The organism is Nonomuraea muscovyensis (assembly GCF_014207745.1).
GTDB lineage: Bacteria > Actinomycetota > Actinomycetes > Streptosporangiales > Streptosporangiaceae > Nonomuraea > Nonomuraea muscovyensis.
Genome location: NZ_JACHJB010000003.1, coordinates 381,382 through 404,563 on the forward strand (window position 1 = coordinate 381,382; position 23,182 = coordinate 404,563).

Annotated in this window: 28 protein-coding genes; 13 read left to right on the forward strand and 15 right to left on the reverse strand. The window is 71.5% G+C overall.

Translation table 11 applies throughout. The annotated features are described in order from the left end of the window. Positions 1-168 precede the first annotated feature (168 nt). On the reverse strand, positions 169-1,776 hold the full coding sequence (locus tag FHU36_RS33450) for a DUF2207 domain-containing protein (protein ID WP_185088085.1): 1,608 nt from the start codon (positions 1,774-1,776) through the stop codon (positions 169-171). Positions 1,777-2,040: 264 nt separating this feature from the next. Next, positions 2,041-2,556, reverse strand: coding sequence for a nitroreductase/quinone reductase family protein (locus FHU36_RS33455; RefSeq protein ID WP_312892018.1), 516 nt, complete (start codon positions 2,554-2,556; stop codon positions 2,041-2,043). A gap of 69 nt (positions 2,557-2,625) precedes the next feature. On the opposite strand from FHU36_RS33455, the gene FHU36_RS33460 reads away from it, so the two are divergent. Beyond that, entirely contained in the window at positions 2,626-3,324 is a 699-nt protein-coding gene (locus FHU36_RS33460; protein ID WP_185088086.1) for a TetR/AcrR family transcriptional regulator C-terminal domain-containing protein, read from the forward strand. Here the strand turns inward: FHU36_RS33460 and FHU36_RS33465 are convergent. Beyond that, the gene (locus tag FHU36_RS33465) at positions 3,321-4,271 is read right to left on the reverse strand and encodes an alpha/beta hydrolase (protein WP_185088087.1); all 951 of its coding nucleotides are present in this window, start codon (positions 4,269-4,271) and stop codon (positions 3,321-3,323) included. The two genes, FHU36_RS33460 and FHU36_RS33465, sit on opposite strands and share 4 nt — an antisense overlap. Before the next feature lie 125 nt (positions 4,272-4,396). On the opposite strand from FHU36_RS33465, the gene FHU36_RS33470 reads away from it, so the two are divergent. Further along, positions 4,397-5,101: a DUF4097 family beta strand repeat-containing protein gene (locus FHU36_RS33470; RefSeq protein ID WP_185088088.1), complete on the forward strand. Its 705-nt coding sequence runs from the start codon at positions 4,397-4,399 to the stop codon at positions 5,099-5,101. A 53-nt stretch (positions 5,102-5,154) separates the two neighbouring features. On the opposite strand, the gene FHU36_RS33475 is transcribed toward FHU36_RS33470, so the two are convergent. From FHU36_RS33475 to FHU36_RS33505, 7 genes are all read right to left on the reverse strand, one after another. Further along, positions 5,155-5,526 (reverse strand): DUF2516 family protein, encoded by a 372-nt coding sequence (locus tag FHU36_RS33475; protein WP_185088089.1) that lies wholly within the window; start codon positions 5,524-5,526, stop codon positions 5,155-5,157. Between the two features lie 125 nt (positions 5,527-5,651). Next, a complete protein-coding gene (locus FHU36_RS33480; protein WP_185088090.1) occupies positions 5,652-6,080 on the reverse strand; it encodes a hypothetical protein in 429 nt (142 codons plus the stop codon). Between the two features lie 3 nt (positions 6,081-6,083). Further along, positions 6,084-6,578, reverse strand: coding sequence for a helix-turn-helix domain-containing protein (locus FHU36_RS33485; protein WP_185088091.1), 495 nt, complete (start codon positions 6,576-6,578; stop codon positions 6,084-6,086). Between the two features lie 61 nt (positions 6,579-6,639). After that, positions 6,640-7,545 carry a M56 family metallopeptidase gene (locus tag FHU36_RS33490; protein WP_185088092.1) on the reverse strand — a complete coding sequence of 302 codons (906 nt, stop codon included), beginning with the start codon at positions 7,543-7,545 and terminating at the stop codon, positions 6,640-6,642. Next, positions 7,542-7,898: a BlaI/MecI/CopY family transcriptional regulator gene (locus FHU36_RS33495; RefSeq protein WP_312892019.1), complete on the reverse strand. Its 357-nt coding sequence runs from the start codon at positions 7,896-7,898 to the stop codon at positions 7,542-7,544. The genes FHU36_RS33490 and FHU36_RS33495 overlap by 4 nt, the downstream gene beginning before the upstream one ends. Positions 7,899-7,977: 79 nt before the next feature. Continuing rightward, positions 7,978-8,766: a class I SAM-dependent methyltransferase gene (locus tag FHU36_RS33500; protein ID WP_185088093.1), complete on the reverse strand. Its 789-nt coding sequence runs from the start codon at positions 8,764-8,766 to the stop codon at positions 7,978-7,980. After that, positions 8,759-9,502 carry an SDR family NAD(P)-dependent oxidoreductase gene (locus FHU36_RS33505; protein WP_185088094.1) on the reverse strand — a complete coding sequence of 248 codons (744 nt, stop codon included), beginning with the start codon at positions 9,500-9,502 and terminating at the stop codon, positions 8,759-8,761. The genes FHU36_RS33500 and FHU36_RS33505 overlap by 8 nt, the downstream gene beginning before the upstream one ends. A 104-nt stretch (positions 9,503-9,606) precedes the next feature. Here FHU36_RS33505 and mshA point away from each other — a divergent pair, with 104 nt between their 5' ends. The 3 genes from mshA to FHU36_RS33520 are packed head-to-tail and all read left to right on the forward strand — an operon-like array spanning position 9,607 to position 12,199. After that, the gene (gene mshA, locus FHU36_RS33510) at positions 9,607-10,902 is read left to right on the forward strand and encodes a D-inositol-3-phosphate glycosyltransferase (protein WP_376774182.1); all 1,296 of its coding nucleotides are present in this window, start codon (positions 9,607-9,609) and stop codon (positions 10,900-10,902) included. Positions 10,903-10,924: 22 nt separating this feature from the next. Then, entirely contained in the window at positions 10,925-11,413 is a 489-nt protein-coding gene (locus FHU36_RS33515) for a type III secretion system chaperone family protein (protein ID WP_185088095.1), read from the forward strand. Between the two features lie 42 nt (positions 11,414-11,455). Then, entirely contained in the window at positions 11,456-12,199 is a 744-nt protein-coding gene (locus FHU36_RS33520) for a phosphoglyceromutase (RefSeq protein ID WP_185088096.1), read from the forward strand. Positions 12,200-12,257: 58 nt separating this feature from the next. Here the strand turns inward: FHU36_RS33520 and phoU are convergent, their stop codons facing one another. Next, positions 12,258-12,902, reverse strand: a complete 645-nt coding sequence (gene phoU, locus FHU36_RS33525) for a phosphate signaling complex protein PhoU (RefSeq protein ID WP_185088097.1) — start codon at positions 12,900-12,902, stop codon at positions 12,258-12,260. 124 nt (positions 12,903-13,026) lie between these two features. On the opposite strand from phoU, the gene FHU36_RS33530 reads away from it, so the two are divergent. Beyond that, entirely contained in the window at positions 13,027-14,205 is a 1,179-nt protein-coding gene (locus FHU36_RS33530; RefSeq protein ID WP_246503033.1) for a sensor histidine kinase, read from the forward strand. After that, positions 14,202-14,894, forward strand: coding sequence for a winged helix-turn-helix domain-containing protein (locus FHU36_RS33535; RefSeq protein ID WP_185088098.1), 693 nt, complete (start codon positions 14,202-14,204; stop codon positions 14,892-14,894). The genes FHU36_RS33530 and FHU36_RS33535 overlap by 4 nt, the downstream gene beginning before the upstream one ends. An 839-nt stretch (positions 14,895-15,733) precedes the next feature. Here FHU36_RS33535 and FHU36_RS33540 read toward each other — a convergent pair. Next, on the reverse strand, positions 15,734-16,324 hold the full coding sequence (locus tag FHU36_RS33540; RefSeq protein ID WP_312892022.1) for a copper chaperone PCu(A)C domain-containing protein: 591 nt from the start codon (positions 16,322-16,324) through the stop codon (positions 15,734-15,736). A 241-nt stretch (positions 16,325-16,565) separates the two neighbouring features. Here FHU36_RS33540 and FHU36_RS33545 point away from each other — a divergent pair, with 241 nt between their 5' ends. From FHU36_RS33545 to FHU36_RS33560, 4 genes are all read left to right on the forward strand, one after another. After that, complete coding sequence (locus FHU36_RS33545) at positions 16,566-17,048, forward strand: CarD family transcriptional regulator (RefSeq protein WP_043624891.1); 483 nt, start codon at positions 16,566-16,568, stop codon at positions 17,046-17,048. Positions 17,049-17,065: 17 nt separating this feature from the next. Continuing rightward, the gene (ispF, locus tag FHU36_RS33550) at positions 17,066-17,533 is read left to right on the forward strand and encodes a 2-C-methyl-D-erythritol 2,4-cyclodiphosphate synthase (protein ID WP_185088099.1); all 468 of its coding nucleotides are present in this window, start codon (positions 17,066-17,068) and stop codon (positions 17,531-17,533) included. A 179-nt stretch (positions 17,534-17,712) separates the two neighbouring features. After that, positions 17,713-18,000, forward strand: coding sequence for a GlsB/YeaQ/YmgE family stress response membrane protein (locus tag FHU36_RS33555; RefSeq protein WP_185088100.1), 288 nt, complete (start codon positions 17,713-17,715; stop codon positions 17,998-18,000). A 94-nt stretch (positions 18,001-18,094) separates the two neighbouring features. Beyond that, positions 18,095-18,373: a GlsB/YeaQ/YmgE family stress response membrane protein gene (locus FHU36_RS33560; RefSeq protein ID WP_185088101.1), complete on the forward strand. Its 279-nt coding sequence runs from the start codon at positions 18,095-18,097 to the stop codon at positions 18,371-18,373. Positions 18,374-18,488: 115 nt separating this feature from the next. Here FHU36_RS33560 and FHU36_RS33565 read toward each other — a convergent pair whose 3' ends face one another. Continuing rightward, positions 18,489-19,901 carry a DUF2637 domain-containing protein gene (locus FHU36_RS33565; RefSeq protein ID WP_185088102.1) on the reverse strand — a complete coding sequence of 471 codons (1,413 nt, stop codon included), beginning with the start codon at positions 19,899-19,901 and terminating at the stop codon, positions 18,489-18,491. Between the two features lie 54 nt (positions 19,902-19,955). On the opposite strand from FHU36_RS33565, the gene FHU36_RS33570 reads away from it, so the two are divergent. After that, positions 19,956-20,342 carry a PPOX class F420-dependent oxidoreductase gene (locus FHU36_RS33570; RefSeq protein WP_185088103.1) on the forward strand — a complete coding sequence of 129 codons (387 nt, stop codon included), beginning with the start codon at positions 19,956-19,958 and terminating at the stop codon, positions 20,340-20,342. A 43-nt stretch (positions 20,343-20,385) separates the two neighbouring features. Further along, the gene (gene cysS / locus FHU36_RS33575; RefSeq protein WP_185088104.1) at positions 20,386-21,777 is read left to right on the forward strand and encodes a cysteine--tRNA ligase; all 1,392 of its coding nucleotides are present in this window, start codon (positions 20,386-20,388) and stop codon (positions 21,775-21,777) included. On the opposite strand, the gene FHU36_RS33580 is transcribed toward cysS, so the two are convergent. Both FHU36_RS33580 and FHU36_RS33585 read right to left on the reverse strand, forming a co-directional pair. Continuing rightward, positions 21,767-22,504, reverse strand: coding sequence for a hemerythrin domain-containing protein (locus tag FHU36_RS33580; RefSeq protein ID WP_185088105.1), 738 nt, complete (start codon positions 22,502-22,504; stop codon positions 21,767-21,769). The genes cysS and FHU36_RS33580 overlap by 11 nt on opposite strands. 69 nt (positions 22,505-22,573) lie before the next feature. Further along, positions 22,574-23,137: a TetR/AcrR family transcriptional regulator gene (locus FHU36_RS33585; protein WP_185088106.1), complete on the reverse strand. Its 564-nt coding sequence runs from the start codon at positions 23,135-23,137 to the stop codon at positions 22,574-22,576. Between the last annotated feature and the right edge of the window lie 45 nt (positions 23,138-23,182).

Sequence of the window (23,182 nt, forward strand, 5' to 3'; positions counted from 1 at the left end):
GCCGCGGCCGCGCGCCGCGGACCGGCAGCCCCGCACCTGGACGGCTACCCACCCGGCCGCCCGCCGCACCACCTGCCGCCGACCTGCCGCCGGCCGGTCGCCGCACCTGCCACCAGCCACAGCATCCGCCGCCGGGCCCCGCCGCGTCCAGCGGCGTCGCCGAGTGGGTCACAGACTCCTGAACTGGCGCGTCGCCGAGATGGCCCCCGACGTCGTGGTGGTGAAGGTGCGCATCGACCCCGCGAACTTCGACAGGTCCCACTCGGCGGGCCCGTGGTACCAGTAGAGGTTGTCGGCCTGGCGCCCGTTGCCGGTGACCGAGGCGACCACCCGCGACCAGTGCTCCACCCCGTCGAAGATCACCGCGTACGGCAGGTAGCGGGAGAACAGCTCGACGCGGTGCTGCTCCGGCACCTCGCCCAGGTCGCCGGAGAAGAGATACTCGCGGAACGCCAGGGTGTGCGCCAGCGCGGCCGACCCCTTGGCGGTCTTGGCCGGCATGTACTGCCCGCCCACGGCCAGCGCCCCGCCCCCGATGACCACCGCGAGCCCGATCAGCCCGTACGTCGTCATCCAGGCCAGCGCCGCCGTGGCGAGCAGGCCCGCGACGATGAGCACCACGCCGAGCGTGGTCCACCGGGTGCGCTCGGTGTCGGGGCGGCGCGCGAACCAGCCCTGCCGCACCACGTCGTCGTAGAGGGCGTCGCGCACCTCGCCCAGGTGGCTGGTGAAGGAGCCGGACAGCTGCGACAGCGGCACCGCGTCCCGCCCGTCGAAGATCGCGTCGTGGAGCGCCTGCTCGTACGGCAGCAGCGAGCCGGGGGGCGCGGTGGGCAGCTTGACCAGCACCCAGTCGGGCGCGTCGTAGGTCTGCCGGGGCTGCTCGTCGATGCGGAGGTAACCGCGGACGGCCAGGTCCACGATGGTCGCCGTCACGTCGATCACGTCGGCCTGCTCGTCGACCAGGGTGCCGATCTGGCCCGGCCGCACTCCGTCGGGCGGGCTGAAATGGCCGTTCTGGACGGGCGCGACCACGCCCTTCTCGTGGTCGATGACCCGGGCGTCGCGCCCCCGCGTCCAGTAGAGCAGGCCGAGGCCGCCGAGCATGAGCGCCAGGAGCGCGGCGAGCGCGCCGCCGGTGACGGTGTCGAGGGTGAACGCGGTGGCCAGCGAGAAGCGCCGTTCGAGGATCGGCGCGCCGGACGAGGAACCCTCGGGGTAGCCGACGATGACGGTGAGCGCCTGGCCGGCCGCCAGGTTGTCCTGCTCGAAGACGGCCTCGGTGGCGCCGTGGTCCATGGAGGCGGCGGTGCAGCCGATGACGGAGGTCAGGTCGCCGGCGAAGCACGACAGGTTCTGCACCTGGCCGGGGCCGCTCACCTCGACGGTGGCCTTGGCGACGGGGGTGTTCCAGCCGTTGACCGCGAACCAGCGCAGCTCCTGCGCCTGGCCGGCCGGTGTCACCGCGCCCTTGACGTCGTACTCGACGGTGGCCGGGGCGGTCACGGTGAGCACGTCGCCGGCCAGCTTGCCGCCCTTGACGTTGGCGATCCGGTAGAGCCGGTCGTTGCCGTCGTCGTGACGGGTCCGGGTGAGGAACGTCCGCTTCAGCTCACCCGAACCGCCCGTGATCTTCTCGACCACGTGGAGCGTGCCGTCCTTGCGGAGGGTCATGGTGATCTCGTCCGTGATCCCGGCCCCCGCCATCGCGGGCGCGGAGGTCAGTGCCAGAACGGCTGCGCCCACGACGGCGAGCACGCGCCTGATTCCCGTCATGGCCGCAAAGCGTATCGGTTCGGTAGGACAGCGGGCCCGGCGGCGGAGGCCCGCACGGGGCGGCGGCCCGCCGTCAGGACCGGCCGTGCCCTCGCGTCCTGGATTGTGCGTACGCGTCGAGCTTGGCCGGGTTCATCACCCACAGCAGCCGGTGGATGCCCTCGGCCGAGGCGTCGATGCCCGCCTTCTCCACCGGCTGAGGCCTGTTCCGAGTTCGGATCAGGGGGTCGTGGATTCGCCTGCACGGCGCGGTCCGGGCCCGCGTCACGGCGAGGTGGCAGAGGATCGATTCTCGGGGGAGGTGATGCGGAAGACAGGGTAGCGGTCGACGATGCGCTCGAACTCCTCCAGCGCGGCGTGGCGGTCGATGGGGAAGTGGGGACGCGCGCCGGGCGCCACCTGCAGATAGCGGCGGAGGATCGCGGCGCGCCGGTCGGAGAGCTCCTCCGTCAGCCGGATCTCCTCGCGACGCCCGTGGCGCAGCACCGCCCGCCCGTCTCCGGCCCGCGCGTTGAGGGCCCAGTTCGTCTTCTCGCCGAGCATGGCGACGAGATAGCGCTCACCGTCGTGCTCGGCGATGGCGACCGGAAAGGAGATGAGGCGGCCCGACTTGCGGCCGCGGATCTCGAGCATGGCCGCTCTGTTCGGCATGATGCCCGCGGCGAAGGCGAGGGCCCACAGCCGGTTCTCGATCCGGGCCCACCGGCGCGGCCGGCCCCCGCGGTACTGCCAACTCTTGAAGGCCTTGACGGCCCGATCGAGCATGATGGCGACCCCCACGATTCTTACAACGTACGTTTTGAGGGCACGCTATTCTTACGCCATAAGAATCGTCAAGCAGGGGACGTCGTGACAGCGAACCGAGGGCGGGGGCAACGGGCCGGGCTGACCCGGCAGGCCATCCTTCAGGCAGCGGTACGCCTCGCCGACCAGGAGGGCCTCACGGCGCTGTCCATGCGCCGGATCGCCGCCGAACTCGGCGTGGAGGCCATGACGCTGTACCACCATGTCCCGAACAAGAACGCCCTCCTGGACGGGATGGTCGAACAGCTCATATCCGAAACCGCCCCACCTCCCGGCGCCTCGTCCTGGCAGGAGAGCCTCCGCGCGTACGCCCATGCGTTCCTGGCCGCACTCTCCGCCCACCCGAACCTGGTCGCCCTGGTCGCCTCCCGGCCCGCGATGACCCCGCACAACCTGCGGACGATGGAGGCCATGCTGGAGTCGCTCCGCTCGGCGGGGTTCGAGCTGACACGGGCCTACGACGTGCTTCACTCCCTGGCCGCATTCGTCCTGGGACACGCCGCCGCACACCCGGGCCCCAGGCCGGACTGCCCGCCCGGCCGGTCGCGGGGCCTGACGATCGACGCTTACCCGCTCTTCTTCGCGGCCGTCGCGAAATCCGATGCGAGGTCCCGGTTCGACTTCGCCCTCGAATCCCTGCTTCACGGCTTCGAGGCCGCCCGAACCGTTCCCCCGTCCAGCGGTCCTCAGGCCGCTGTGGAGGTCGGCTCGGGCGGGCGACAGACGGTCACCGGACCGGGCTAGTCCGTCCCCAGCGCCTTGCGGAGGGTGCGGATCGCCTGCTCGACGGCGGCCGTGGCCGCGTTGGTCGGGCGGACGGGGTTGAGCATCATGAAGTCGTGGATGATGCCGTTGTAGCGCACGCTGGTCGTCGGGACCCCGGCCTCGGCCAGCCGGCGGGCGTAGGCCTCGCCCTCGTCCCGCAGCACGTCGTTCTCGTCCACGATCACCAGGGCGGGCGGCAGCCCGGCCAGCTCCTCCAGGCCGGCGCGCAGCGGCGAGGCGGTGCTCTGCGCCCGCTGCGCCGGGTCGGTCGTGTACGCGTCCCAGAACCACGCCATGGCCTTGGCCGTCAGGAAGGGGCCGTCGGCGAACTCCCGGTAGCTCTCGGTGTCCTGGGCGGCGTCGGTCACCGGGTAGTAGAGCGACTGGTGCACGAAGGTCACGTCGCCGCGCCGCTTGGCGAGGATGGCCAGCGCGGCTGCCATGTTGCCGCCGACCGAGTCGCCCGCGACCGCCAGGCGTGAGCTGTCGAGCCCCTCGTCGGCGCCGTTCCGGGTGATCCACTGGGCGGTCGCGTAGGCCTGCTCGATCGCGACCGGATACCTCGCCTCGGGTGAGCGCTCGTACTCGACGAAGACGATCGCGGTGTCGGCGCCCACGGCGAGCTCCCGGACGAGCCGGTCGTGGGTGCCGGCGTTCCCGAGGATCCACCCCCCACCGTGGACGTACAGGACGGCGGGCAGCGCACCGGTCGCCCCGGCCGGCTTGACGATGCGTACCCGCACGTCGCCCACCTCGGCGGGCACGGTGATCCACTTGTCGTCGACGTCGAGCTTGTCGACCGGTGCGGCCTGGATGTCGTCGAGGACCTTGCGGGCACCCTCCGGGCCCAGCTCGTAGAGGAAGGGCGGGTTGGACGTGGCGTCCGCGATCTCCTGTGCCGCTGGTTCGAGAATCGGCTTGCTCATGTCGGCGTGTCCCCTCGTTGTCGTTCGCTTGTGTGGCATCTCGACCGGGGGGTTACCTCTGAGTGTTCTCGGTGAGCCGGTCCTCGAACCGGGCAGGACGGCCGGATCACTCAGAATTGGACACCATGAAGATGCAGAGAACGGCCGTGACCACCAGCCTTCTCGGACTCGTGGCGGTGTTGACCGGGTGCGGCGCCGGCGGCTCGCTGGATGCGGACGTCGTGTCGTACGACGTCGCCGGCAAGGTGGCGGGGCTGCACGTCGAAGCCGACTCCGGGACCGTCGAAGTGGCCGAGTCGGATCGTCGGGGCATCCGCGTGACGGAGCGGCTGAGCTGGCGCAGGAACAAGCCGCAGACCAGCCACAAGGTGCGGGGTGACACGCTGGAACTGACGTTCGCCTGTCCCGCCACGTGGGGGTGGGGCGCCATCGGCACGTCCTGCGACGTGAGCTACCGGGTGGAGGTGCCCAAGGGACTCCGCGTCAAGGTGGGGTCCGACTCGGGGGACCTGACGCTGAAGAACCTGTCGGGCGACCTGGAGGCCACCACCGACTCCGGGGCGGTCGAGGCCGGCGGGCTGACGGGCAGGCAGGTCGTCACGAGGACCGACTCGGGCGCTGTGAAACTGGCCTTCGCCGGGCGGCCCGACCGGGTCACGACCACCACGGATTCGGGGAGGACCGTGATCCACGTGCCCGAGGGGCCGTACAACATCGTGGCCAGGACGGACTCCGGCAAGAAGGACATCAGGGCCGTGAGCGCCCCCTCGGCCCGGCAGACGATCCAGCTGACCAGCGACTCCGGGGACATGGAGGTGGTGACACCCTGATGGGCGACTCTCCGGCCGACGGCAGGGGCGCCCGCGCCGGTCGCCGGGCAGGCCTACCAGGGGCCGTAGGGGCCGCTGCTGCCGCCGCGGCCGCCCATGCCCTTCACGGCGGGCTTGACGTCCACGATGTAGACGACGGCGGCGATCACCGCGGCGATCGAGAAGATGTTGACCGCGCCGAGGCCGATGAACTGCATCCCGCCCAGCATGAGGAACGCCTGCAGGAACGACCACGCCCCGCCGGCCGAGAACAGGGTGGCGAGCGCCAGGATGATCAGCCAGATGTTCTTCTTCAGCTTGCCCGCCGAGATGAACGCGTTGTCGGGCACCCGCAGCGCGTGCACCAGCGCGTAGACCGCCATGCCGAAGATGCCGATGGCGAGCAGCAAGAAGAGAAGGTTGAGCCCGCCGTTGATCAGGTCCATGAGTTCGCTCCGCCCGACGCTCGCGATGACGGACCCCAGCCTAGTGGCCCGTCCCGTCCGGCGGGCACCCCGCGGACGACGAAAGGCCCGCCCCCCGGCAGGGGACGGGCCTCACGGCGAGAGGGTCAGGCCCGGGCCTTGGGCGCGGCCTTGGGGGTGCGGGTCTTCTTCACGGGGGTCACCGGGGTGGCGACGGGCGGCTCGGCGGCCTCCGACACCTCCTCCAGCTCCAGCGCGGCCTCGCCGCTCACCTGGCTGACGACCTTGCGGCCGCGGGTGGCGAAGTCCTCGTAGGCCAGGGTGGCGCGCTGGCTGAGCTGGTCGGCGACCTCGCGGGCCTTCTCCGGGAACTCCTTGGCGAAGCCCTCGGCCAGGTCGGCGTAGGAGCGCGCCTTGACAGGCAGCTCCTTGGCCAGGTCGACGCGGCGGGCCTGGAGCTTCTGGAGCTGCTCGGGCAGCTCGCGCAGCTTCTCGACCGCGTAGTCGCCCACACCGGCGACGGCGTAGAACGGCTTGGAGTCGGTGAGCTTCTTGACCTCAGTGGCGAGCGTCATGGGTTAACCTTCCTTGGTTTCCTGGGTGACGGTGCCGTTGTCGTCGGGTGCCGCGTAGGGCTCTAGGGCGGCGAGGAAATCCTTCGGCAGCGGCTGCTCGTCGTCCGTGACGGAGTCGCTCCGAGGATGAGCGTTCTGGGAGGTCTGCTCATCCTCGGCGCGCTTCTCCTTGCGGAACGACTCGTAGATATCGATCAACACCTGGCGTTGCCGCTCGGTGAGATGCGTGTCGGCCCTGATGGCGGTGACGACGTCGCTCGGCGTCTCACGGTCCTCGATGAGGCCGGCCTGCACGTAGAGCGCCTGCGCCGAGATGTGCAGACCCTTGGCGATCTGGTTGAGGATCTCGGCGCTCGGCTTGCGCAGACCGCGCTCGACCTGGCTCAGGTAGGGGTTGGAGACCCCCGCCGCGGCGGCGAGCTGGCGCAGCGAGATCTTCGCCTGCTGCCGCTGCTCGCGGATGTACTCGCCGATCGAGCCGACCTTCGGTAGTGCCATGCCTCCAGTCTGCCTCGCACTGCTTGCAATTGCAAACGCAATGGCTAACAGTTGCAAGCAGTCAGAGCTGGTAGACCCACAGGAACGGCGCGGACGTGAGCAATGTCACGGAAAGGGCGAGCATCCCGTAGCGCAGCCGCATCGGCAGCTCGGGAGCCGGCTTCACGAGCCTGTCGACCCTGGCCATGAGGCTGTTGGCGTGCACGCCGAGCATCCCGTGCGGGGTCGGCATGGCGCCGGCCGTGCCGAACCTCAGCAGCGCCGTCGCCAGCCTGCGCGGGCTGCAGTAGCGGCGGGCGCGGTCGTCGGCGGCCATCTCGACCAGCAGCTCCACCTGGGCCTGGGCGTCGCACACCACCTTGGACCAGGGCAGCGCCCGGCGCAGCGCGGCGAACGGCAGGAGCACCAGGTCGTGGCGCTCGCGCACGTGCGCGGCCTCGTGCGCCAGCACGGCCGCCATCTCGTCCTGCGACAGCAGCTTCAGCGCCCCCTCGCTGACCACCACCTGCGAGCGCAGCCCCGGCACGCAGTAGGCCGCCGCGCCCGGATGGTCGAGCACCCGCACGCCGGGCAGCACCGGGTTGTCGTGGGAGATCAGCGCGAGCAGCATGCGGTGGCGGCGGCGCGCCCGCAACGCCTGCACGCCCGCGGTGAGCAGGACCGCGACGAGCACAGTCAGCGCCGTCAGCCCGGCGACCATGGCGAGCACGTGGAGCGCGTCCCACGGCTCACGCGGCGTCCGGCCGTCGGCGAAGGCGATCAGCCCCGACAGGACCCCCATCCCGTACGGCTCGACGGCGTAGGCCAGCATCGCGCCGGTGGTGGCCAGACCCCAGGTCACACCGAGGGACTGCCAGAGGATGATCGCGACCCGGGGCGCCTGGGAGGTCCACCGGGCGGTCGTGAAACGCCAGGAGCCGACCGCGCACGCCGTGGCGAGCGCTGCCAGCGCCGCTGCCGTGATCACTCGTCCTCCAGCTCCGTGAGGGCTCTGCGCAGGATCTCCGCCTCACGCCCCGACACGGCCTGGGCGAAGCGGGTCAGGGCGGCCGACCGGTCGCCCGTCATGTCCAAGGCTTCCAGCATAAGCTCGGCGACGTACGCGTCGCGGGTCGCCGCCGGGGCGTAGCGCCACGCACGGCCGTCACGGGTGCGCTCGAGGAACCCCTTGCGCGTGAGCCGGTCGAGCACGGTCATGATGGTGGTGGGGGCCAGGTCGCGGTCGGCGATGAGCTTGCCGACCTCGCGGGCGGTGAGCGCGCCGCTCTGCGCCCAGAGGATGTCCATGATGCTGCGTTCGAGCTCGCCAAGACCCTTCACACGCACCAGCGTAGTACTACGACCTGTCGAGCACGTATCCGGGAAAGGTGACATCGACCTCACGCCGGCGGCCGGGGCGTCAAGGGGCGACCGCCGCCCAGGGCAGCGTCAGCTCACCGAGCCGCCAGCGCGCCGTCCCGCCCAGCGGCGGGTGCCGCGGCACGGGCCACGAGCCGCTCAGCGCGGTGACCGCCGCCAGCCACCGCTGGCGCGCCCCGTGCGCGCCGTACGGGGCGCTCACCGCCCACGCGCGGTCGAAGTCGCGCAGGAACGCGTGGATCCGCTCACCCGGGACGTTGCGGTGGATCAGCGTCTTGGGCAGCCGGTCCGCCAGGTCGGACGGCCGCTCGAAGGCGTCGAACCGGGCCGAGAAGGTCAGCGTCCGCGGCCCCTCGCGCGACAGGCCCACCCAGACGGCCCGGTGGCCCACCTCCGAACAGGTGCCCTCCACCAGCACGCCGCCGGGAGCCAGGGCCCCGCGCAGCACGTCCCAGTAGTGCCACGCCTCCGCCTCGCCGTACTGGCGCAGCACGTTGAAGGCGCGCACCAGCACCGGCGGCCGGGCCACCGGCAGCTCGAACCCGCCCAGGGCGAAGCTCAGCCCGGGCCGCTCGTACGGCTTGGCCAGCGCGACCCGGGCCGGGTCGATCTCGATGCCCGTCACCTCCACGTCGGGCCTGATCCGGCGCAGCCGGTCGAACAGCTCCAGCGTGGTGGCGTGCGAGGCGCCGTAGCCGAGATCCACCACCAGGGGCCGTTCGGCGGCGCGGAGCAGCCCGCCGTGCACCGCGGCGATCCAGCGGTCGGCCCGCCGGAGCCGGTTGTGCGCCGTCGTGCCCCTGGTGATGGAGCCGACCGGCCTAGCCACCGACCCGGTGCACCTTGTGCTGGGCGGCCTGGGCGCGGGGGCGGATGACGATGCGGTCGATGTTCACGTGGGCGGGACGGGTGACGGACCAGGCGATCGCGTCGGCCACGTCGTCGGAGGTCAGCGGGTCGGGCACCCCCTCGTAGACGCGCGCGGCCGCCGCCTCGTCGCCGCGGAACCGGGTGACCGCGAAGCCCTCGCTGCGCACCATGCCCGGAGCGATCTCCACGACCCGGACCGGCTGTCCGACGAGCTCCAGGCGGAGCGTGCCGGCCATGGAGGACTGGGCGTGCTTGGCCGCCACGTACCCGCCGCCGCCCTCGTACGGCACCAGCCCCGCCGTGGACGTCAGCAGCACCAGCACCCCGTCACCCGACTCGACGAGCCGGGGCAGGAGCGCCTGCGTCATGCGCAGGGTGCCGAGCACGTTCGTGTCGTACATCCGCTGCCACTCGTCCGGCCGCCCCTCAGCCACGCTCTCCGTCCCGAGCGCGCCCCCGGCGTTGTTGACGAGCACGTCGCAGCGCTCCAGCGAGGCGGCCAGCGCGTCCACGGACTCCTGCGAGGTGACGTCGAGGGTGAACGGCGTGATCGAGGGCACCTCGGCGGCCAGCGCGTCCAGCCGTTCGCGCCGTCTGGCGCCCGCCACCACGTCGTAGCCCTCGGCGGCCAGCCGCCTGGCCGTCGCCTCGCCGATCCCGCTGCTCGCGCCCGTCACCACAGCCGTCTTCTTCATGGCCCACATCCTGCCAGGCATGTTCCGGCCTACCCCGCTGCCACCCTTTGTCGGGAATGCCGGGAAGATTCGGGCAGTTACCAATCGTTTGGAGGTGATGTCGGGTGAGGCGACGACGGGTCAACCGGGTCGCGACCATCAGCATGCACACGTCACCGCTGGACCAGCCTGGCACGGGCGACGCCGGCGGCATGAACGTGTACATCGTCGAATCGGCCAGACGGCTCGCCCAGCTCGGGGTGGAGGTGGAGATCTTCACCCGGGCCACCGCGAGAGACCTGCCGCCCGTGGCCGAGCTCGCTCCCGGAGTCCTCGTCCGCCATCTCACCGCCGGCCCGTACGAGGAGCTGGACCGCGCCGACATGCCCGGCCAGCTCTGCGCCTTCCTGTCCGGCGTGCTGCGCACCGAGGCCATGTACGACCCCGGCCGCTACGACGTCATCCACTCCCACTACTGGCTGTCCGGCCAGGTCGGCTGGCTGGCCAAGGAACGCTGGGGCGTGCCGCTCGTGCACACCATGCACACCATGGCCAAGGTCAAGAATCAGCTCCTCGCCGCCGGCGACCGGCCCGAGCCGCAGGCCCGCGTCCTCGGCGAACAGCAGGTCGTGGAGATCGCCGACCGGCTCGTCGCCAACACCGACGACGAGGCCGGCGAGCTGATGGAGTTGTACGGCGCCCAGGAGGACCGCGTCGCCGTCGTGAACCCCGGCGTCAACCTCACCGTCTTCCAGCCCGCCTCCCAGGGCGCCGCCCGGCGCCGCCTGGGCCTGCCGCAGGACGCCCGCGTGCTGCTGTTCGTCGGCCGGATCCAGCCGCTCAAGGCCCCCGACGTGCTGCTGCGCGCCGCCTCCCGCATGCTCATCGAGGACCCGTCGCTGCGCGAGCACCTGGTCGTCGCCTGCGTCGGCGGCCCCTCGGGCAACGGCCTGGCCCGGCCGTCGCACCTCACCGAACTGGCCGCCGAGCTGGGCATCTCCGACGTCGTGCGCCTCGTGCCACCCGCGCCCCAGGACGAGCTGGCCGACTGGTACCGCGCCGCCGACGTGACCGTCGTCCCCTCCTACAGCGAGTCGTTCGGCCTCGTCGCCCTGGAGTCCCAGGCGTGCGGCACGCCCGTCGCCGCCGCGGCCGTCGGCGGGCTGCGCACCGCCGTACGGGACGGGGTGTCCGGCGTGCTCGTGGACGGCCACGACCCGCACGAGTGGGCACGCACGCTGCGCCGCTTCGTCACCTCGCCGCGCTGGCGCGCCGACCTGTCGGAGGGCGCCCGCCGGCACGCCGCCGCCTTCGGCTGGCAGGCCACCGCCTCGCACCTCATGGAGGTCTACTCGGGAGCCGTCGCCCACCTGCACAGCGTGCCCGTCGCCTCCTGCGGCGTCTCGTACGGCGCCTCGTAGAGTGTCTCGTAGGGTGAACGGCATGCGCGATGTCGTCCGAGCCGCGCTCGACGCGGCGGAGGTCTCCTACGACGAGCCGCGGCCGGGCGCGTTCCTGGTCAAGCTCCCCGGCCAGCACAAGCTGGCCACCATGACCTGGCTCATCGTCGGCGAGCAGGCACTGCACGTCGAGGCGTTCTTCTGCCGCAAGCCCGACGAGAACCACGCCGAGTTCTACCGGTGGCTGCTCGGCAAGAACGGCGCCACGTACGGCGTGCACTTCTCCGTCGACTCCGTGGGCGACGTCCACCTCGTCGGCCGCGTGCCGCTCGCGGCGGTCACCGAGGAGGAGGTGGACCGGCTGCTCGGCTGCGTGCTGACCTACTCCGACGACTGGTTCGACCGGGCGCTGGAGCTGGGCTTCGCCTCGTCGATCAGGCGCGAGTGGGAGTGGCGGGCCAAGCGGGGCGAGTCGCTGGCCAACCTGCAGGCGTTCGCCCGCTTCGCGGACCCGGCCCGCTCGCGCGACTGACCGCCTGCCCCGCCCCTCCGGGCGAACCATAGGATTGGCCGCATGGCGACTTTGGTGCTGCTGCGGCATGGCGAGAGTGACTGGAACGCGAAGGGCCTGTTCACCGGCTGGGTGGACGTGAGCCTGTCGGCCAAGGGCGAGGACGAGGCCGGCCGGGGAGGCAGGCTCCTCGTCGAGGCCGGGGTGCGCCCCGACGTGGTGCACACGAGCCTGCTCACCAGGGCCATCCAGACCGCCCAGCTCGCCCTCGGCGAGGCCGGCCTGCCGTGGCTGCCGGTGCGGCGCTCCTGGCGGCTCAACGAGCGCCACTACGGCGCCCTGCAGGGCAAGAACAAGGCGCAGACGCGCGAGGAGTTCGGCGAGGAGCAGTTCACGCTCTGGCGGCGCTCCTACGACGTGCCGCCGCCCCCGATCGCCGACGGCGACGAATACTCCCAGGCCGGCGACCCGCGCTACGCGCTGCTGCCGCCGGAGCTCATGCCGCGCACCGAGTGCCTCAAGGACGTCGTGGAGCGCATGCTGCCCTACTGGTACGACGAGATCGTCCCCGACCTCGCCGCCGGCCGCACGGTGCTCGTGGCCGCGCACGGCAACTCCCTGCGCGCCCTGGTCAAGCACCTCGACGGCATCGGCGACGCGGAGATCGCCGGGCTCAACATCCCCACCGGCATCCCGCTGCGCTACGAGCTCGACGACGCGTTCAGGCCGCTGGTGCGGGGCGGCGAGTACCTCGACCCCGACGCCGCCAAGGCCGCCATCGAGGCCGTGGCCAACCAGGGCCGCTGATCCGCCTCCGAATCCAGGAGCCGGGGGCCCCGGCCGGCCCCCGCTCCGGCCGCGCCCCTCAGCTCGGCCGTGACCCCGTCACGAGGTAGACGACGGCCTGCGCCACCCGCACCGCGTGGTCGGCGTACCGCTCGTAGTAACGCCCGATCAGCGTGATGTCGATGGCCGGCTCCACGCCGTGCTGCCAGTCCTTGGCCAGGATGCTCCTGAACAGCTTGCGGTGCAGCCTGTCCATGGCGTCGTCGTCGTGCTGCAGCTCCAGCGCCGAGTCCACGTCGCGGGTGGCCACGCAACTGCCCGCCTTGGTGACCAGGTTCTCGGCGATCTGCCCCATCTCCACGATCGTGGAACGCAGCTCCGGCGGGATCGCCGAGTCGGGGTGACGCAGCCGCGCGACCTTGGCCACGTGCACCGCCAGGTCGCCCATGCGCTCCAGGTCGGTGCCCATGCGCAGCGCCGTGATGATCATCCGCAGGTCCACGGCCACCGGCTGCTGCCTGGCCATCAGCTCCAGGATGGAGGTCTCGATGTCGTTGAAGAGCGCGTTCACCTCCTCGTCGCGGGAGATCACGCTCTCCGCGAGCTGCAGGTCGGAGTCCAGTAGAGCCGTGGTGGCACGGGAGATCCCCGAACGGACCAGCCGGGTCATCTCGACCAGCTTGTCCGTCAGCGAGTCGAGTTCCTCGTGGTAGGCGTCGCGCATGCCGCCACCGTACGCGCGCGTGGATGAACGAACCCCGACGCGAAAGTGAACTTTCCGGGAAAGGAGGCGTTCACCCCCAGGTAGGGGGTCTGGTACCCGATGGCCGACGCCTACCATCGAAGTCATGAGTGAGATGGCCATGAGCCTCGCCGCCCTGGCCGGCTTCATGGTGGGGGCCCTCGCGGTGCTGTTCTACCGCAACCAGATCGAGGCGCCACACCGCACACAGCCGGCCGGCGACGCCGACACGGGCTCGCTGCCGCACGGAGTGGCCTCCGTGCTCGCCGTGCTGCCGTCCTCGGCCGTGGTGCTCGACGCGCAGGACCGTGTGCTGCGCGCCAGCTCGGCCGCCCGGGCGTTCGGGCTGGTCAAGGGCGACCGGCTGATGGCCGCCGAGCTGCTGGCCCTCGCCAGGCAGGTACGCCGCGACGGTGAGATCCGCGAGACGGAGATCGACGTCGCCGGCCACAAGTTCGGCCAGGAGATCACCAACTTCGCCGTCCGCGTGGCGCCCCTCGGCTCCCACGGGCAGGTGCTGGTGCTCGCCGAGGACCAGACCGAGCGACGCCGCGTCGAGGCCGTCCGCCGCGACTTCGTGGCCAACGTCAGCCACGAGCTCAAGACCCCCGTCGGCGCGCTCAGCCTGCTCGCCGAGACCATCCAGGACGCCGCCGACGACCCCGAGGCGGTCACCCGCTTCGCGGGCCGTATGCAGCACGAGGCCGCCCGGCTCACCTACCTCGTCAAGGACCTGATCACGCTGAGCCGCATCCAGGGCGCCGAACCCATCCCCACACCGGCGCAGGTCGAGATCGACGAGGCCGTCCACGACGCCATCGACCACTGCAACACCCGGGCCGGGGCCAAGGACATCACCCTCGTCACCGGCGGGGCCGAGGGCCTGCGCATCTGGGGCGACGACGAGCTGCTCGTCACCGCGCTGCGCAACCTCATCGACAACGCCATCGCCTACAGTCCCGAGCACACCCGCGTCGTGGTCAGCGTCAGGCCGGCGGGCGACTCCGTCGAGATCAGCGTCAGCGACCAGGGCATCGGCATCCCCGAGGAGTCGCTGGAGCGCATCTTCGAGCGCTTCTTCCGGGTCGACGCCGCCAGGTCGCGCGCCACCGGCGGCACCGGCCTCGGGCTCGCCATCGTCAAGCACGTCGCCGCGGCCCACGCCGGCGAGGTCTCCGTGTGGAGCAAGGAAGGTTCCGGCTCCACGTTCACCCTGCGGCTGCCCGCCTTCGGCGGCACCGCGGTAGCCGTACCCAGCACGAGCCCCCTGGAGGCAGCCAAATGACCCGAGTTCTCGTGGTGGAGGACGAGGAGTCGTTCTCCGACGCCCTCTCCTACATGCTGCGCAAGGAGGGCTTCGAGGTCTCGGTCGCGGCCACCGGCCCGGAGGCGCTCGACACGTTCGACCGCACCGGCGCCGACCTGGTGCTGCTCGACCTGATGCTGCCCGGCCTGCCCGGCACCGAGGTGTGCCGGTCGCTGCGCCAGAAGTCCAAGGTGCCGGTCATCATGCTGACCGCCAAGGACAGCGAGATCGACAAGGTCGTCGGTCTGGAGCTGGGCGCCGACGACTACGTGACCAAGCCGTTCTCCTCGCGCGAGCTGGTCGCCCGCATCCGCGCGGTCCTGCGCCGCCAGGGTGACCTGGTGGAGGAGCTGGAGACCTCTGTGCTGGCGGTGGGGCCGGTGCGGATGGACGTCGACCGGCACGTGGTGGCCGTACGGGGCGCGCAGGTGCAGCTGCCGCTGAAGGAGTTCGAGCTGCTGGAGGTGCTGCTGCGCAACGCGGGGCGCGTCCTGACCCGCGGGCAGCTCATCGACCGGGTGTGGGGGGCCGACTACGTCGGCGACACCAAGACCCTCGACGTCCACGTCAAGCGGCTGCGCGCCAAGATCGAGGCCGACCCGTCCAACCCGCGCTGCATCCTCACGGTCCGTGGCCTGGGCTACAAGTTCGACGCCACGGAGTCCTGACCCGCCCGGCGCGCTGCCCCGGGGCGGGTACGGTCGCGACGTACCCGTCCGTTCCCGCGTGGCGCGTCCGCTTTCAGTGGGTGCGGTCGCGACGTACGTGACGGGCTCCTGCGTGGCGCGTCCGCTTTCAGTGGGTGCGGTCGCGACGTACTCGTCCGCTCCCGCGTGGCACGGCAGCTTTCGGCGGGCCGAGCCGTCGCGACGTACGTGACCGGCTCACGCGTGGCGTGCCCGGTGTCCCTGACCCGCGCCGCGTGGCAGGACCGCCTTCGGCGGGGCGGGACGGGTCGCGACACACCTGACTCGCTCACGTGCGGTGCGCCGCCTCGGCGCGTGGCGAGGCCCGCCCTGGGGAACGGCTGACGCGATGTCGCCGTCCTGCCCACGTCCACCCGCACGACGCCGACGGCCGGGCGAGGGTGCTCCAGGCCCCTTGCGCCTCGGCGGTTGCCCGATCCCGGCCGCTCATGCCCAGCCGTTGCGAGCCCGGCTGTTCCAAGCCTGGCGGGTCCAAGCGCGGCTGTTCCAAGCCCGAACCGTTGCGAGCCCGGCCCTTCCAAGCCCGGCGGGTCCACGCTCGGTCGTGCCGCGACGGTGACACCGCGATGGAGCCGGGCCCCGCTTACGAGGCGGCGCGGTGGAGGAGCGTCGCGGAACCCGTCCGATGCGCCTGAGCCCCGACGCCCGCTTGGTCGCCCGACGCGCCTTGAGCGTCCCAGAGGCCCCGAGCCCGGCTTCGTGCCGCCTCGCGCCGCCGCACCCCGCTTGGGCGCGCGGCGCGCTGAGCGGGGGACACCGGAAGGGCCCCGGCGCGAACGCGCGGGGCCCGCCGGGATGGGTCAGTGGCCGGACTCGGTGGCGTGCTCGTCGGACGGGGTCGCCGAGGGCGTGGGGGTCGGGGCGGCCGTGGCGCCGGGAGCGGGCGGGTACTCCTTGAACTCGCGGCTGCGCGTGACCACAGGCACGTCCAGGGACACGACGCCGGCGTTGGCGAAGGTGAGGTCCAACTTGACGCTCTCGCCGCCCCTGAGGGCCTTGGAGAGGCCCTCCAGCATGATCTGGGGTGTCGGCTTGCCCGTGTTGACGAGCTGCTGGCTGGGGAGCTGGATCGGCGCCGTGACCTTGACGGTGCCGAGCGAGCCGGCGGAGACCTGCTGGAGCGTGTCGGGCGCGCCCGCGGTGTTGATGATCGACAGGTAGATCGGGGCCGAGCCGCGCCAGGCGAGCTGGGCGCCCGAGTCGGGGCCGAGGATGAAAGCCTGGGGGATCTGGACGCCGCGCGAGCCGTAGCGGCCGTTCTCGATGAGGGCGGCGCCCTCCACGGGGGCGTACGGCTTGTTGGTGGTGGCGTCGAATCCAGCGGCACAGCCGGCAAGGACAGGAGCGGCCAGGAGCGCCGCGGCGGCGGCAATCCAGCGACGGCTGGTCACGGGCGGGTTCTCCTTGGTATCGCGCGAGCGGTGTTGGGCAGCGCCTACCTTATCGACCTGATTCCATGGTCATTTCCACACCCCCGCAGGTCATTAGCCGTGTCCGCATATGCGATTCATAGAGTCGACCGCATGTCAACCCCTAATATGCGCCTTTGACCTGCAGTTATGGTGATTTCACTGTTCCGGGAGCCTGTGGATGCGTGGTACTCTGGAGTACAGCGGAAGGGGTACTTGTCACATGACTTTCCAGGTCGGCGACACTGTCGTCTACCCCCACCATGGGGCTGCTCGGATCGAGGCAATCACGAAGCGATCCATCAAGGGTGAGGAAAAGACCTACCTGGTGCTCAAGGTCGACAAGGGCGACCTTACCGTCCAGGTGCCAGCCGAAAACGCAGAACTCGTCGGCGTGCGCGATGTCGTGGGTCAGGAAGGCCTTGAGCGGGTTTTCGATGTCCTTCGGATGCCGCACACGGAGGAGCCGACCAACTGGTCTCGCCGTTACAAGGCCAATCTGGAGAAGCTCGCGTCGGGGGACGTCAACAAGGTCGCCGAGGTCGTTCGCGACCTGTGGCGGAGGGACCGCGAGCGCGGCCTTTCCGCGGGCGAGAAGCGTATGCTCGCCAAGGCCCGTCAGATCCTCGTGAGCGAGCTCGCCCTCGCCGAGAAGACCAATGAGGACAAGGCCGAGGCCCTGCTCGACGAGGTTCTCAACTCCTGAATACCAGCATTCCGCGGGTGGGCGTCGGCGTCGACGTTCACCCGTTCGCTTCCGGTCGCGAGCTCAACCTCGCGGGCCTGCACTGGCCCGGCGAGACCGGCCTCGCGGGCCATTCCGACGGTGACGCCGCCGCCCACGCGGCGTGCGACGCCCTGCTCTCGGCCGCCGGTCTGGGTGATCTGGGCGGCCTGTTCGGCACCGCCGACCCGCGTTGGGCGGGGGCGTCCGGTGTCGCACTGCTGGAAGAGACCGCGCGCCAGGTGCGCGCCGCCGGCTACGAGATCGGCAACGTGGCGCTCCAGGTGATCGGAAACCGGCCGAAGCTGGCGCCGCGGCGCGCCGAGGCCGAAAAGACCCTGAGCGCCGCCATCGGGGCCCCCGTGAGCGTCAGCGCGACCACCACCGACGGGCTCGGGCTCACCGGGCGCGGCGAGGGTGTCGCGGCGATCGCCACCGCACTCGTGGTCAACCTTCCCGGGGCCTGAGACGTCCTCTGTCGGGATGTCTTGAGGGCATCCCGGCGGGCGGCCCCCAGCCCGTCATGCCACGAAGGCGACGGCCCGTCACTGGCGCGGTACGGGCCGTCGCCTTTCTTTAGTGGGTAATGTCGTGTTTCGCCGGGTAAGTCCCCTTGTGGCATATGAACACTTCGGGGGGAGTCCATATGATCGGCGCGATCGTGTCCGCGATCGTCATCGGCGCCATCATCGGTGCGCTGGCACGACTGATCGTTCCCGGCAAGCAGAACATGTCCATCGGTCTGACGCTGGTCGTCGGCATCGTGGCCGCCCTTATCGGCACGCTGATCGGCTCCATGCTCGGCCTGACCGACACGCGGGGCATCGACTGGCTCCTGCACATCCTCCAGCTCGCGCTGGCGGTGGTGGGGGTGCTCCTGGTCACCCGGCTACGTCCGGGAAGAACCGGAGGCACCGGGACGACACACGCCTGACCTGCGGTTTTACGATCACTGCGCATAATCGCCAGGCAAAGGGTACTGACCTAACCGTGAGAGTGAACGGCACCCTCATCGGGAGGTTCGTACCATGACAGTCCAGTCCATCCTTGGCGCGATCGTCATCGGCGCCGTGATCGGCGCAGTCGGCCGTCTGCTGCTTCCCGGCAGGCAGGCCATCGGGTGGATTCTCACCGTCGTCGTCGGCATCGTCGCCGCCCTGGTCGGCACGCTGCTCGCTCAGGTTCTCGGCGTCGAGACGACCCCGGGCATCGACTGGATCGAGCTGGTGATGCAGGTCGTCCTGGCGATCGTGGGTGTCGGACTCGTCGCGGGACTGAAGCGCGGTAGCACCCGCCGGAGCATCTAGCGGCGGTGCGCGCGCGACGCGACGGCGCATGAGACATGCGGGAAGACCCGCTCGGTGACTCCGAGCGGGTCTCCGTCATGCCCGTGGCGTCCAGCCTCACTCCTCCCTCAGGCCGTCACTCCTCAGGGGGGAGCGGCGTGCTGCGGAGGCGGCGTGCGGGGGCGTCGTCGTGGATCACGGGGTGGGGTGCGGTGTCTTCCAGGGTGTCTTCCAGGGCCGCCTCGCGGTCGCCTTCTCGTCCGGCGGCCTCGTCACTTACCTGCTGGTCGCCTAAGGGTTCCTCCCGTACGGGCTTCTCCTCGCCCACGGGCTTCTTGGACCTGCCTGCGACGCGGACGTCTCCCCTGCGGCGGGTGTCGCGTTTGGGCGCCGCCTCGGTGGTGTCGGTGGTGTCGGCGGCCTCCGGGCCGTGGCCGGGGTCCGGGTCGGCGTCCGGCTCGGCGGGGGCAGCGGGCCGGTCGGTGAACACGCGCACGGGCTGCGTGTCGGCGTCCTTCTCGCTGACCGGCCGCGGGTGCACCAGGACGTCGGCCGGCTTCACCCGGTCCCCCCAGCGGACCGGACGGCGCTCGGCAGCCTCGGCGCGTTCCGCGTCCACAGTTCGCTCACCCTCCACGGCGCGTTCCGACTCCACCGCTCGTTCACCCTCCACAGCGCGTTTCGCCTCTCCGGGGCGGGCGGCCTCGACGGGGCGCTCCCCGTCGCCGGTGCGCTGACGCTCAGCGGCGCGCCCGCCGTCCACGCGCGGCGCGGTCTCCGCGCTCACGGCGGTGGCCACGGCAGGCTCCGGCCGTACGGGACGGGCGGGCGGCGCCTTGTAGGTCACCGGCTCGTCCTCGCGGGGGCGCGACGGCTCGGAGACGGGCCGAGGGGAGACGGGCACAGGGGAGACGGGTGCGGGGGCCGGCTGCGGGACCGTGTCGGGAACAGCGCCGACGGGCGGGGTCTCCGGCGCCGGAGTGGGCCCGACCACGGGCGTGGGCTCCAGGACGGGCTGCGCGGGCGGCTCCAGCGGCGGCGCCTCCGCGGTCCGGCCCCGGCGGAAGGGCACGAGGTCGTCCTCGGCGGCGTCCTCCCCGCGACCCGCGCCGTCACCGGTGGAGGCACGGCGATGCTGGACGTGCTTGATGAGGAGCAGCCACAGCCACAGGCCCACCGCCAGCATGACCCACGGCGCGACCGCGACGCCCACCGTCGCCGCCCGTACGTCGACGTCGAGCCGCAGTGCCGTCGTCACGTTCGCGGCGGCGGCGGCCACGATGAGCAGGACCAGCACGAGCGCCGCCTGGACGCGTACGAGCAAGCGGGCCGCACGCAGCAGCAGCACGCTGATCAGCGCCACCGCCAGCAGCGCGTCGAAGCCCGCCGGATAGAGGTAGGAGAGGTCCGGCCGGGCCTCACCCCGGACGGCCAGCGCCCGCAGGTCGTCGAAGGAGAGCGCGCACGCGGCGCCGGTCAGGGCTGCGACCGCGACGCCGGCCAGGGCGATGCCCAGCCGGCGGAGCGTGGAGGGGGGAGTCACGTCCATGGCGGGTTCGAGCCTACAGAACAATGGTGTCGACGACCGATCAAGGAGACACACATGGCGGAGCTGCCTGAAGGCGTGCGCGCGCTGTTCGACGCACCCAACTATGCGACGGTGACCAGCCTCAATCCCGATGGCGCGCCGCAGAGCACGGTGGTGTGGGTGCGCACCGACGGGGACGACGTGCTGTTCTCGACCGTCGCCGGCCGGCAGAAGCCGCGCAACTTCGCGCGCGATCCGCGCACCAGCCTGCTCGTCATCGACCCCGCCAACCCCTACCGGTACGCCGAGGTGCGCGGGCGCGTGACCATGGAGGACGACCCGGAAGGGACCCTCATCCAGGAGTTGTCCCGCAAGTACACGGGCAAGCCGTGGGAGGACGCGCCGGGGGTTCAGCGGCTGATCGTCAGGGTCACACCGGAAAGGGTCGTCCTGCGAGGGTGATTATCAGGCATGTGAGCGCCTCCGAGGCGTTAGCCTTGCCTTCGTGAGCCTGCACCTGTACGACACCAGCGCACGAGCCGTCCGCGAGTTCGTTCCGGTCGAAGCCGGCCGGGCGTCGATCTACCTGTGTGGGGCGACCGTGCAGGCGCCGCCGCACATCGGGCACATCCGCTCGGGCGTGAACTTCGACGTGCTGCGGCGCTGGCTCATGCGTTCCGGCTACGAGGTGACGTTCTGCCGCAACGTCACCGACATCGACGACAAGATCATCAGAGTGTCGGCCGAGGGCGGCGTGCCCTGGTTCGTGGTGGCCGAGCGCAACCAGCGGGCCTTCACCTGGGCCTACGACACGCTCGGCTGCCTGCCGCCCACCGCCGAGCCGCGCGCCACGGGCCACGTGCCCGAGATGATCGTGCTGATGGAGCGGCTGATCGAGCGCGGCCACGCCTACGCCTCCGGTGGCGACGTCTACTTCGACGTCATGTCCTACGCCGACCACTACGGCAAGCTCTCCAACCAGAAGCCGGAGAACATGCGGGCGGCCGCCGACACCGACGACGAGTCGTGCAAGCGCGACCCGCGCGACTTCGCCCTGTGGAAGGGCGCCAAGCCCGGCGAGCCGACCTGGCCCACCCCGTGGGGCCCCGGGCGTCCGGGCTGGCACCTGGAGTGCTCGGCCATGGCCACCAAATACCTGGGGCCGACGTTCGACATCCATGGCGGCGGGATCGACCTGATCTTCCCGCACCACGAGAACGAGATCGCCCAGTCGCAGGCGGCGGGCGACGGGTTCGCCCGCTACTGGATGCACAACGGCATGCTCAAGATCGGTGCCGAGAAGATGAGCAAGTCGCTGGGCAACTCCCTGCTCATCCCCGAGATGGTGCAGAAGGTGCGGCCGGTCGAGCTGCGCTACTACCTCGCGGCGCCGCACTACCGCTCCTCGATCGAATACTCGGAGGAGGCGCTGCAGGAGGCGGCTGCCGCCTACCAGCGCATCGAGGGCTTCGTGACGCGGGCCGCCGAGGTCATCCACGACGTCGACGCCGACGCGCCGCTGCCCCAGGCGTTCGTCGAGGCGCTGAACGACGACCTGGGCACTCCGCAGGCGCTCGCCGTGGTGCACGAGGTGGTGCGCGAGGGCAACGTGGCGCTCGCCCACGGCGACAAGGAGGCGGTCGCCCGCCTGCTCGCCGAGACGCAGAACATGCTGGACGTCCTCGGCCTCGACCCGCGCTCGGCGCAGTGGCGCTCGGCCGGGTCCGACCTCAAGCCGGTGGTCGACGCGCTGGTGAAGGTGGCGCTGGAGCAGCGCCAGGCCGCCAGGGCCCGCAAGGACTACGCCGCGGCCGACGCCATCCGCGACCAGCTGGCCGCGGCCGGCGTCACCGTGGAGGACACCCCGCACGGTGCCCGCTGGGAGCTCAGCCGCTGACGTCGTCGGGCGCCGGGGAGCCGAACACCCGGCGCTCCAGGTTCGCGTACACCGGGCCGAGCACCGTCAGGATGACCCGGCCGACGAGCCCGTTCCTGCGCTTCAGGTGGCGCGTCTCCTCGGGCGTCGCGACCCGCGCCAGCCATGGCAGCACCCTGGCGAGCCGGACCAGCCCCAGCGACCGCCACATGCGCCGCTCCGCGGCCTCGTAGTGGTCCATGGTGACGTAGCTGTGGATCATGGGCAGGATGTCCTGCTCCAGGTAGCTGAAATGCTCCTCGAGCGCGTCGCGCGTCTCGCGCAGGGCCGCGGCGAGGTCGGCCACGCGGGCCGAGGGCGCGCGGGCGAAGTCGCCGACGGTGGTGCACAGGTTCTCGACCAGCGGGGCCAGCCGCCTGCGCTCCGCACGGTAGGGGGCCATGTCGATGGCCGCGCCGGCCGAGGTGTCCACGAGGGGCCACACGATCCGCGCCTCGCCCTTGCCCTGCCGGGCCAGCTCGTGGCAGAGCACGGTGACGTAGTCGCGGACGGCGGCGGCCCGGCGCCGCGAGATGGCGTCACCGGACGCCGCATTGTCGTCCTGGGGTGCTCGCGCGGCGGCTTCGGCCTCCAGCGTCGTGGCCAGGTCGGCCAGTCTCGCGAGGTCGTGGCGCCACGCCCGGTGGACGATCCGCGCGCTGGTGAGGTCAGGATAAGGATCACCCGGGAGGCGTCGAGCCACGCTCACGCCATCGGTTCCTTCCGACTTCGTCATTGCTGTCCTCTTCTCCTGGTGTCCAGGGTGGGGGCCGTCAGGTCAGGCCGTGTAGGCGGCGAGCAGGTGCAGCCCTCCACGAACCGCCTGCTCGAACACCTCCACCGATCCCGCCGACTGGGCCAGCACGTAGGCGCCCTGCACCACCGCCACGAGCGCGGCGGCCACCTCGGCGGCGACCATCGCCTCGGCGAACTCGCCCCGTTCGCGGCCTTCGACGAGCAACTCCTCGATCCGGCGGCGCAGATAGGCGAACGTCTCGGCCAGTGGCTCCCGGAGGATCGGGCTCGCCACCACCTCCGGATCGTGCGCCAGGCGCCCGACGCGGCAGCCGCGCAGCGCCTCGCGCTCACGCAGCATGTAGGCGGCGATCCGCGCGTACGCGGGGCCGGGCTCGCGGAACTTCTCCTCCGCCTGGGACCGCAGCTCCTCCGCACTCCGGCGAATGGCCTGGAGCGCCAGGTCGGGCTTGCCGGCGAAGTGGTGGTACATGCTTCCTTGGCCGGCCCCGGCGTGCTGCTGGATCATCTTGGGGCTGGTGCCCACGTATCCGCGCTCCCACAGGAGCTGCTGCGTGCTCGCGATGAGTCGTTCCGCCGTTCCCACCACACCAACTGTACCTACTAGTATGTACGAGGGCAAACGCCTGCA

Bases quoted from the DNA above. Each gene is read 5' to 3' on its own strand.
- FHU36_RS33515 (WP_185088095.1), top strand. From the start codon at position 10,925: ATGCGCGATGTCGTCCGAGCCGCGCTCGACGCGGCGGAGGTCTCCTAC.
- FHU36_RS33505 (WP_185088094.1), bottom strand. From the start codon at position 9,502: ATGAAGAAGACGGCTGTGGTGACGGGCGCGAGCAGCGGGATCGGCGAG.
- FHU36_RS33520 (WP_185088096.1), top strand. From the start codon at position 11,456: ATGGCGACTTTGGTGCTGCTGCGGCATGGCGAGAGTGACTGGAACGCG.
- FHU36_RS33535 (WP_185088098.1), top strand. From the start codon at position 14,202: ATGACCCGAGTTCTCGTGGTGGAGGACGAGGAGTCGTTCTCCGACGCC.
- phoU (WP_185088097.1), bottom strand. From the start codon at position 12,902: ATGCGCGACGCCTACCACGAGGAACTCGACTCGCTGACGGACAAGCTG.
- FHU36_RS33480 (WP_185088090.1), bottom strand. From the start codon at position 6,080: ATGACGCTCGCCACTGAGGTCAAGAAGCTCACCGACTCCAAGCCGTTC.
- FHU36_RS33470 (WP_185088088.1), top strand. From the start codon at position 4,397: ATGAAGATGCAGAGAACGGCCGTGACCACCAGCCTTCTCGGACTCGTG.
- FHU36_RS33530 (WP_246503033.1), top strand. From the start codon at position 13,027: ATGAGTGAGATGGCCATGAGCCTCGCCGCCCTGGCCGGCTTCATGGTG.
- FHU36_RS33565 (WP_185088102.1), bottom strand. From the start codon at position 19,901: ATGGACGTGACTCCCCCCTCCACGCTCCGCCGGCTGGGCATCGCCCTG.
- FHU36_RS33570 (WP_185088103.1), top strand. From the start codon at position 19,956: ATGGCGGAGCTGCCTGAAGGCGTGCGCGCGCTGTTCGACGCACCCAAC.
- FHU36_RS33465 (WP_185088087.1), bottom strand. From the start codon at position 4,271: ATGAGCAAGCCGATTCTCGAACCAGCGGCACAGGAGATCGCGGACGCC.
- FHU36_RS33475 (WP_185088089.1), bottom strand. From the start codon at position 5,526: ATGGACCTGATCAACGGCGGGCTCAACCTTCTCTTCTTGCTGCTCGCC.
- FHU36_RS33450 (WP_185088085.1), bottom strand. From the start codon at position 1,776: ATGACGGGAATCAGGCGCGTGCTCGCCGTCGTGGGCGCAGCCGTTCTG.
- FHU36_RS33485 (WP_185088091.1), bottom strand. From the start codon at position 6,578: ATGGCACTACCGAAGGTCGGCTCGATCGGCGAGTACATCCGCGAGCAG.
- FHU36_RS33560 (WP_185088101.1), top strand. From the start codon at position 18,095: ATGACAGTCCAGTCCATCCTTGGCGCGATCGTCATCGGCGCCGTGATC.
- FHU36_RS33545 (WP_043624891.1), top strand. From the start codon at position 16,566: ATGACTTTCCAGGTCGGCGACACTGTCGTCTACCCCCACCATGGGGCT.
- FHU36_RS33555 (WP_185088100.1), top strand. From the start codon at position 17,713: ATGATCGGCGCGATCGTGTCCGCGATCGTCATCGGCGCCATCATCGGT.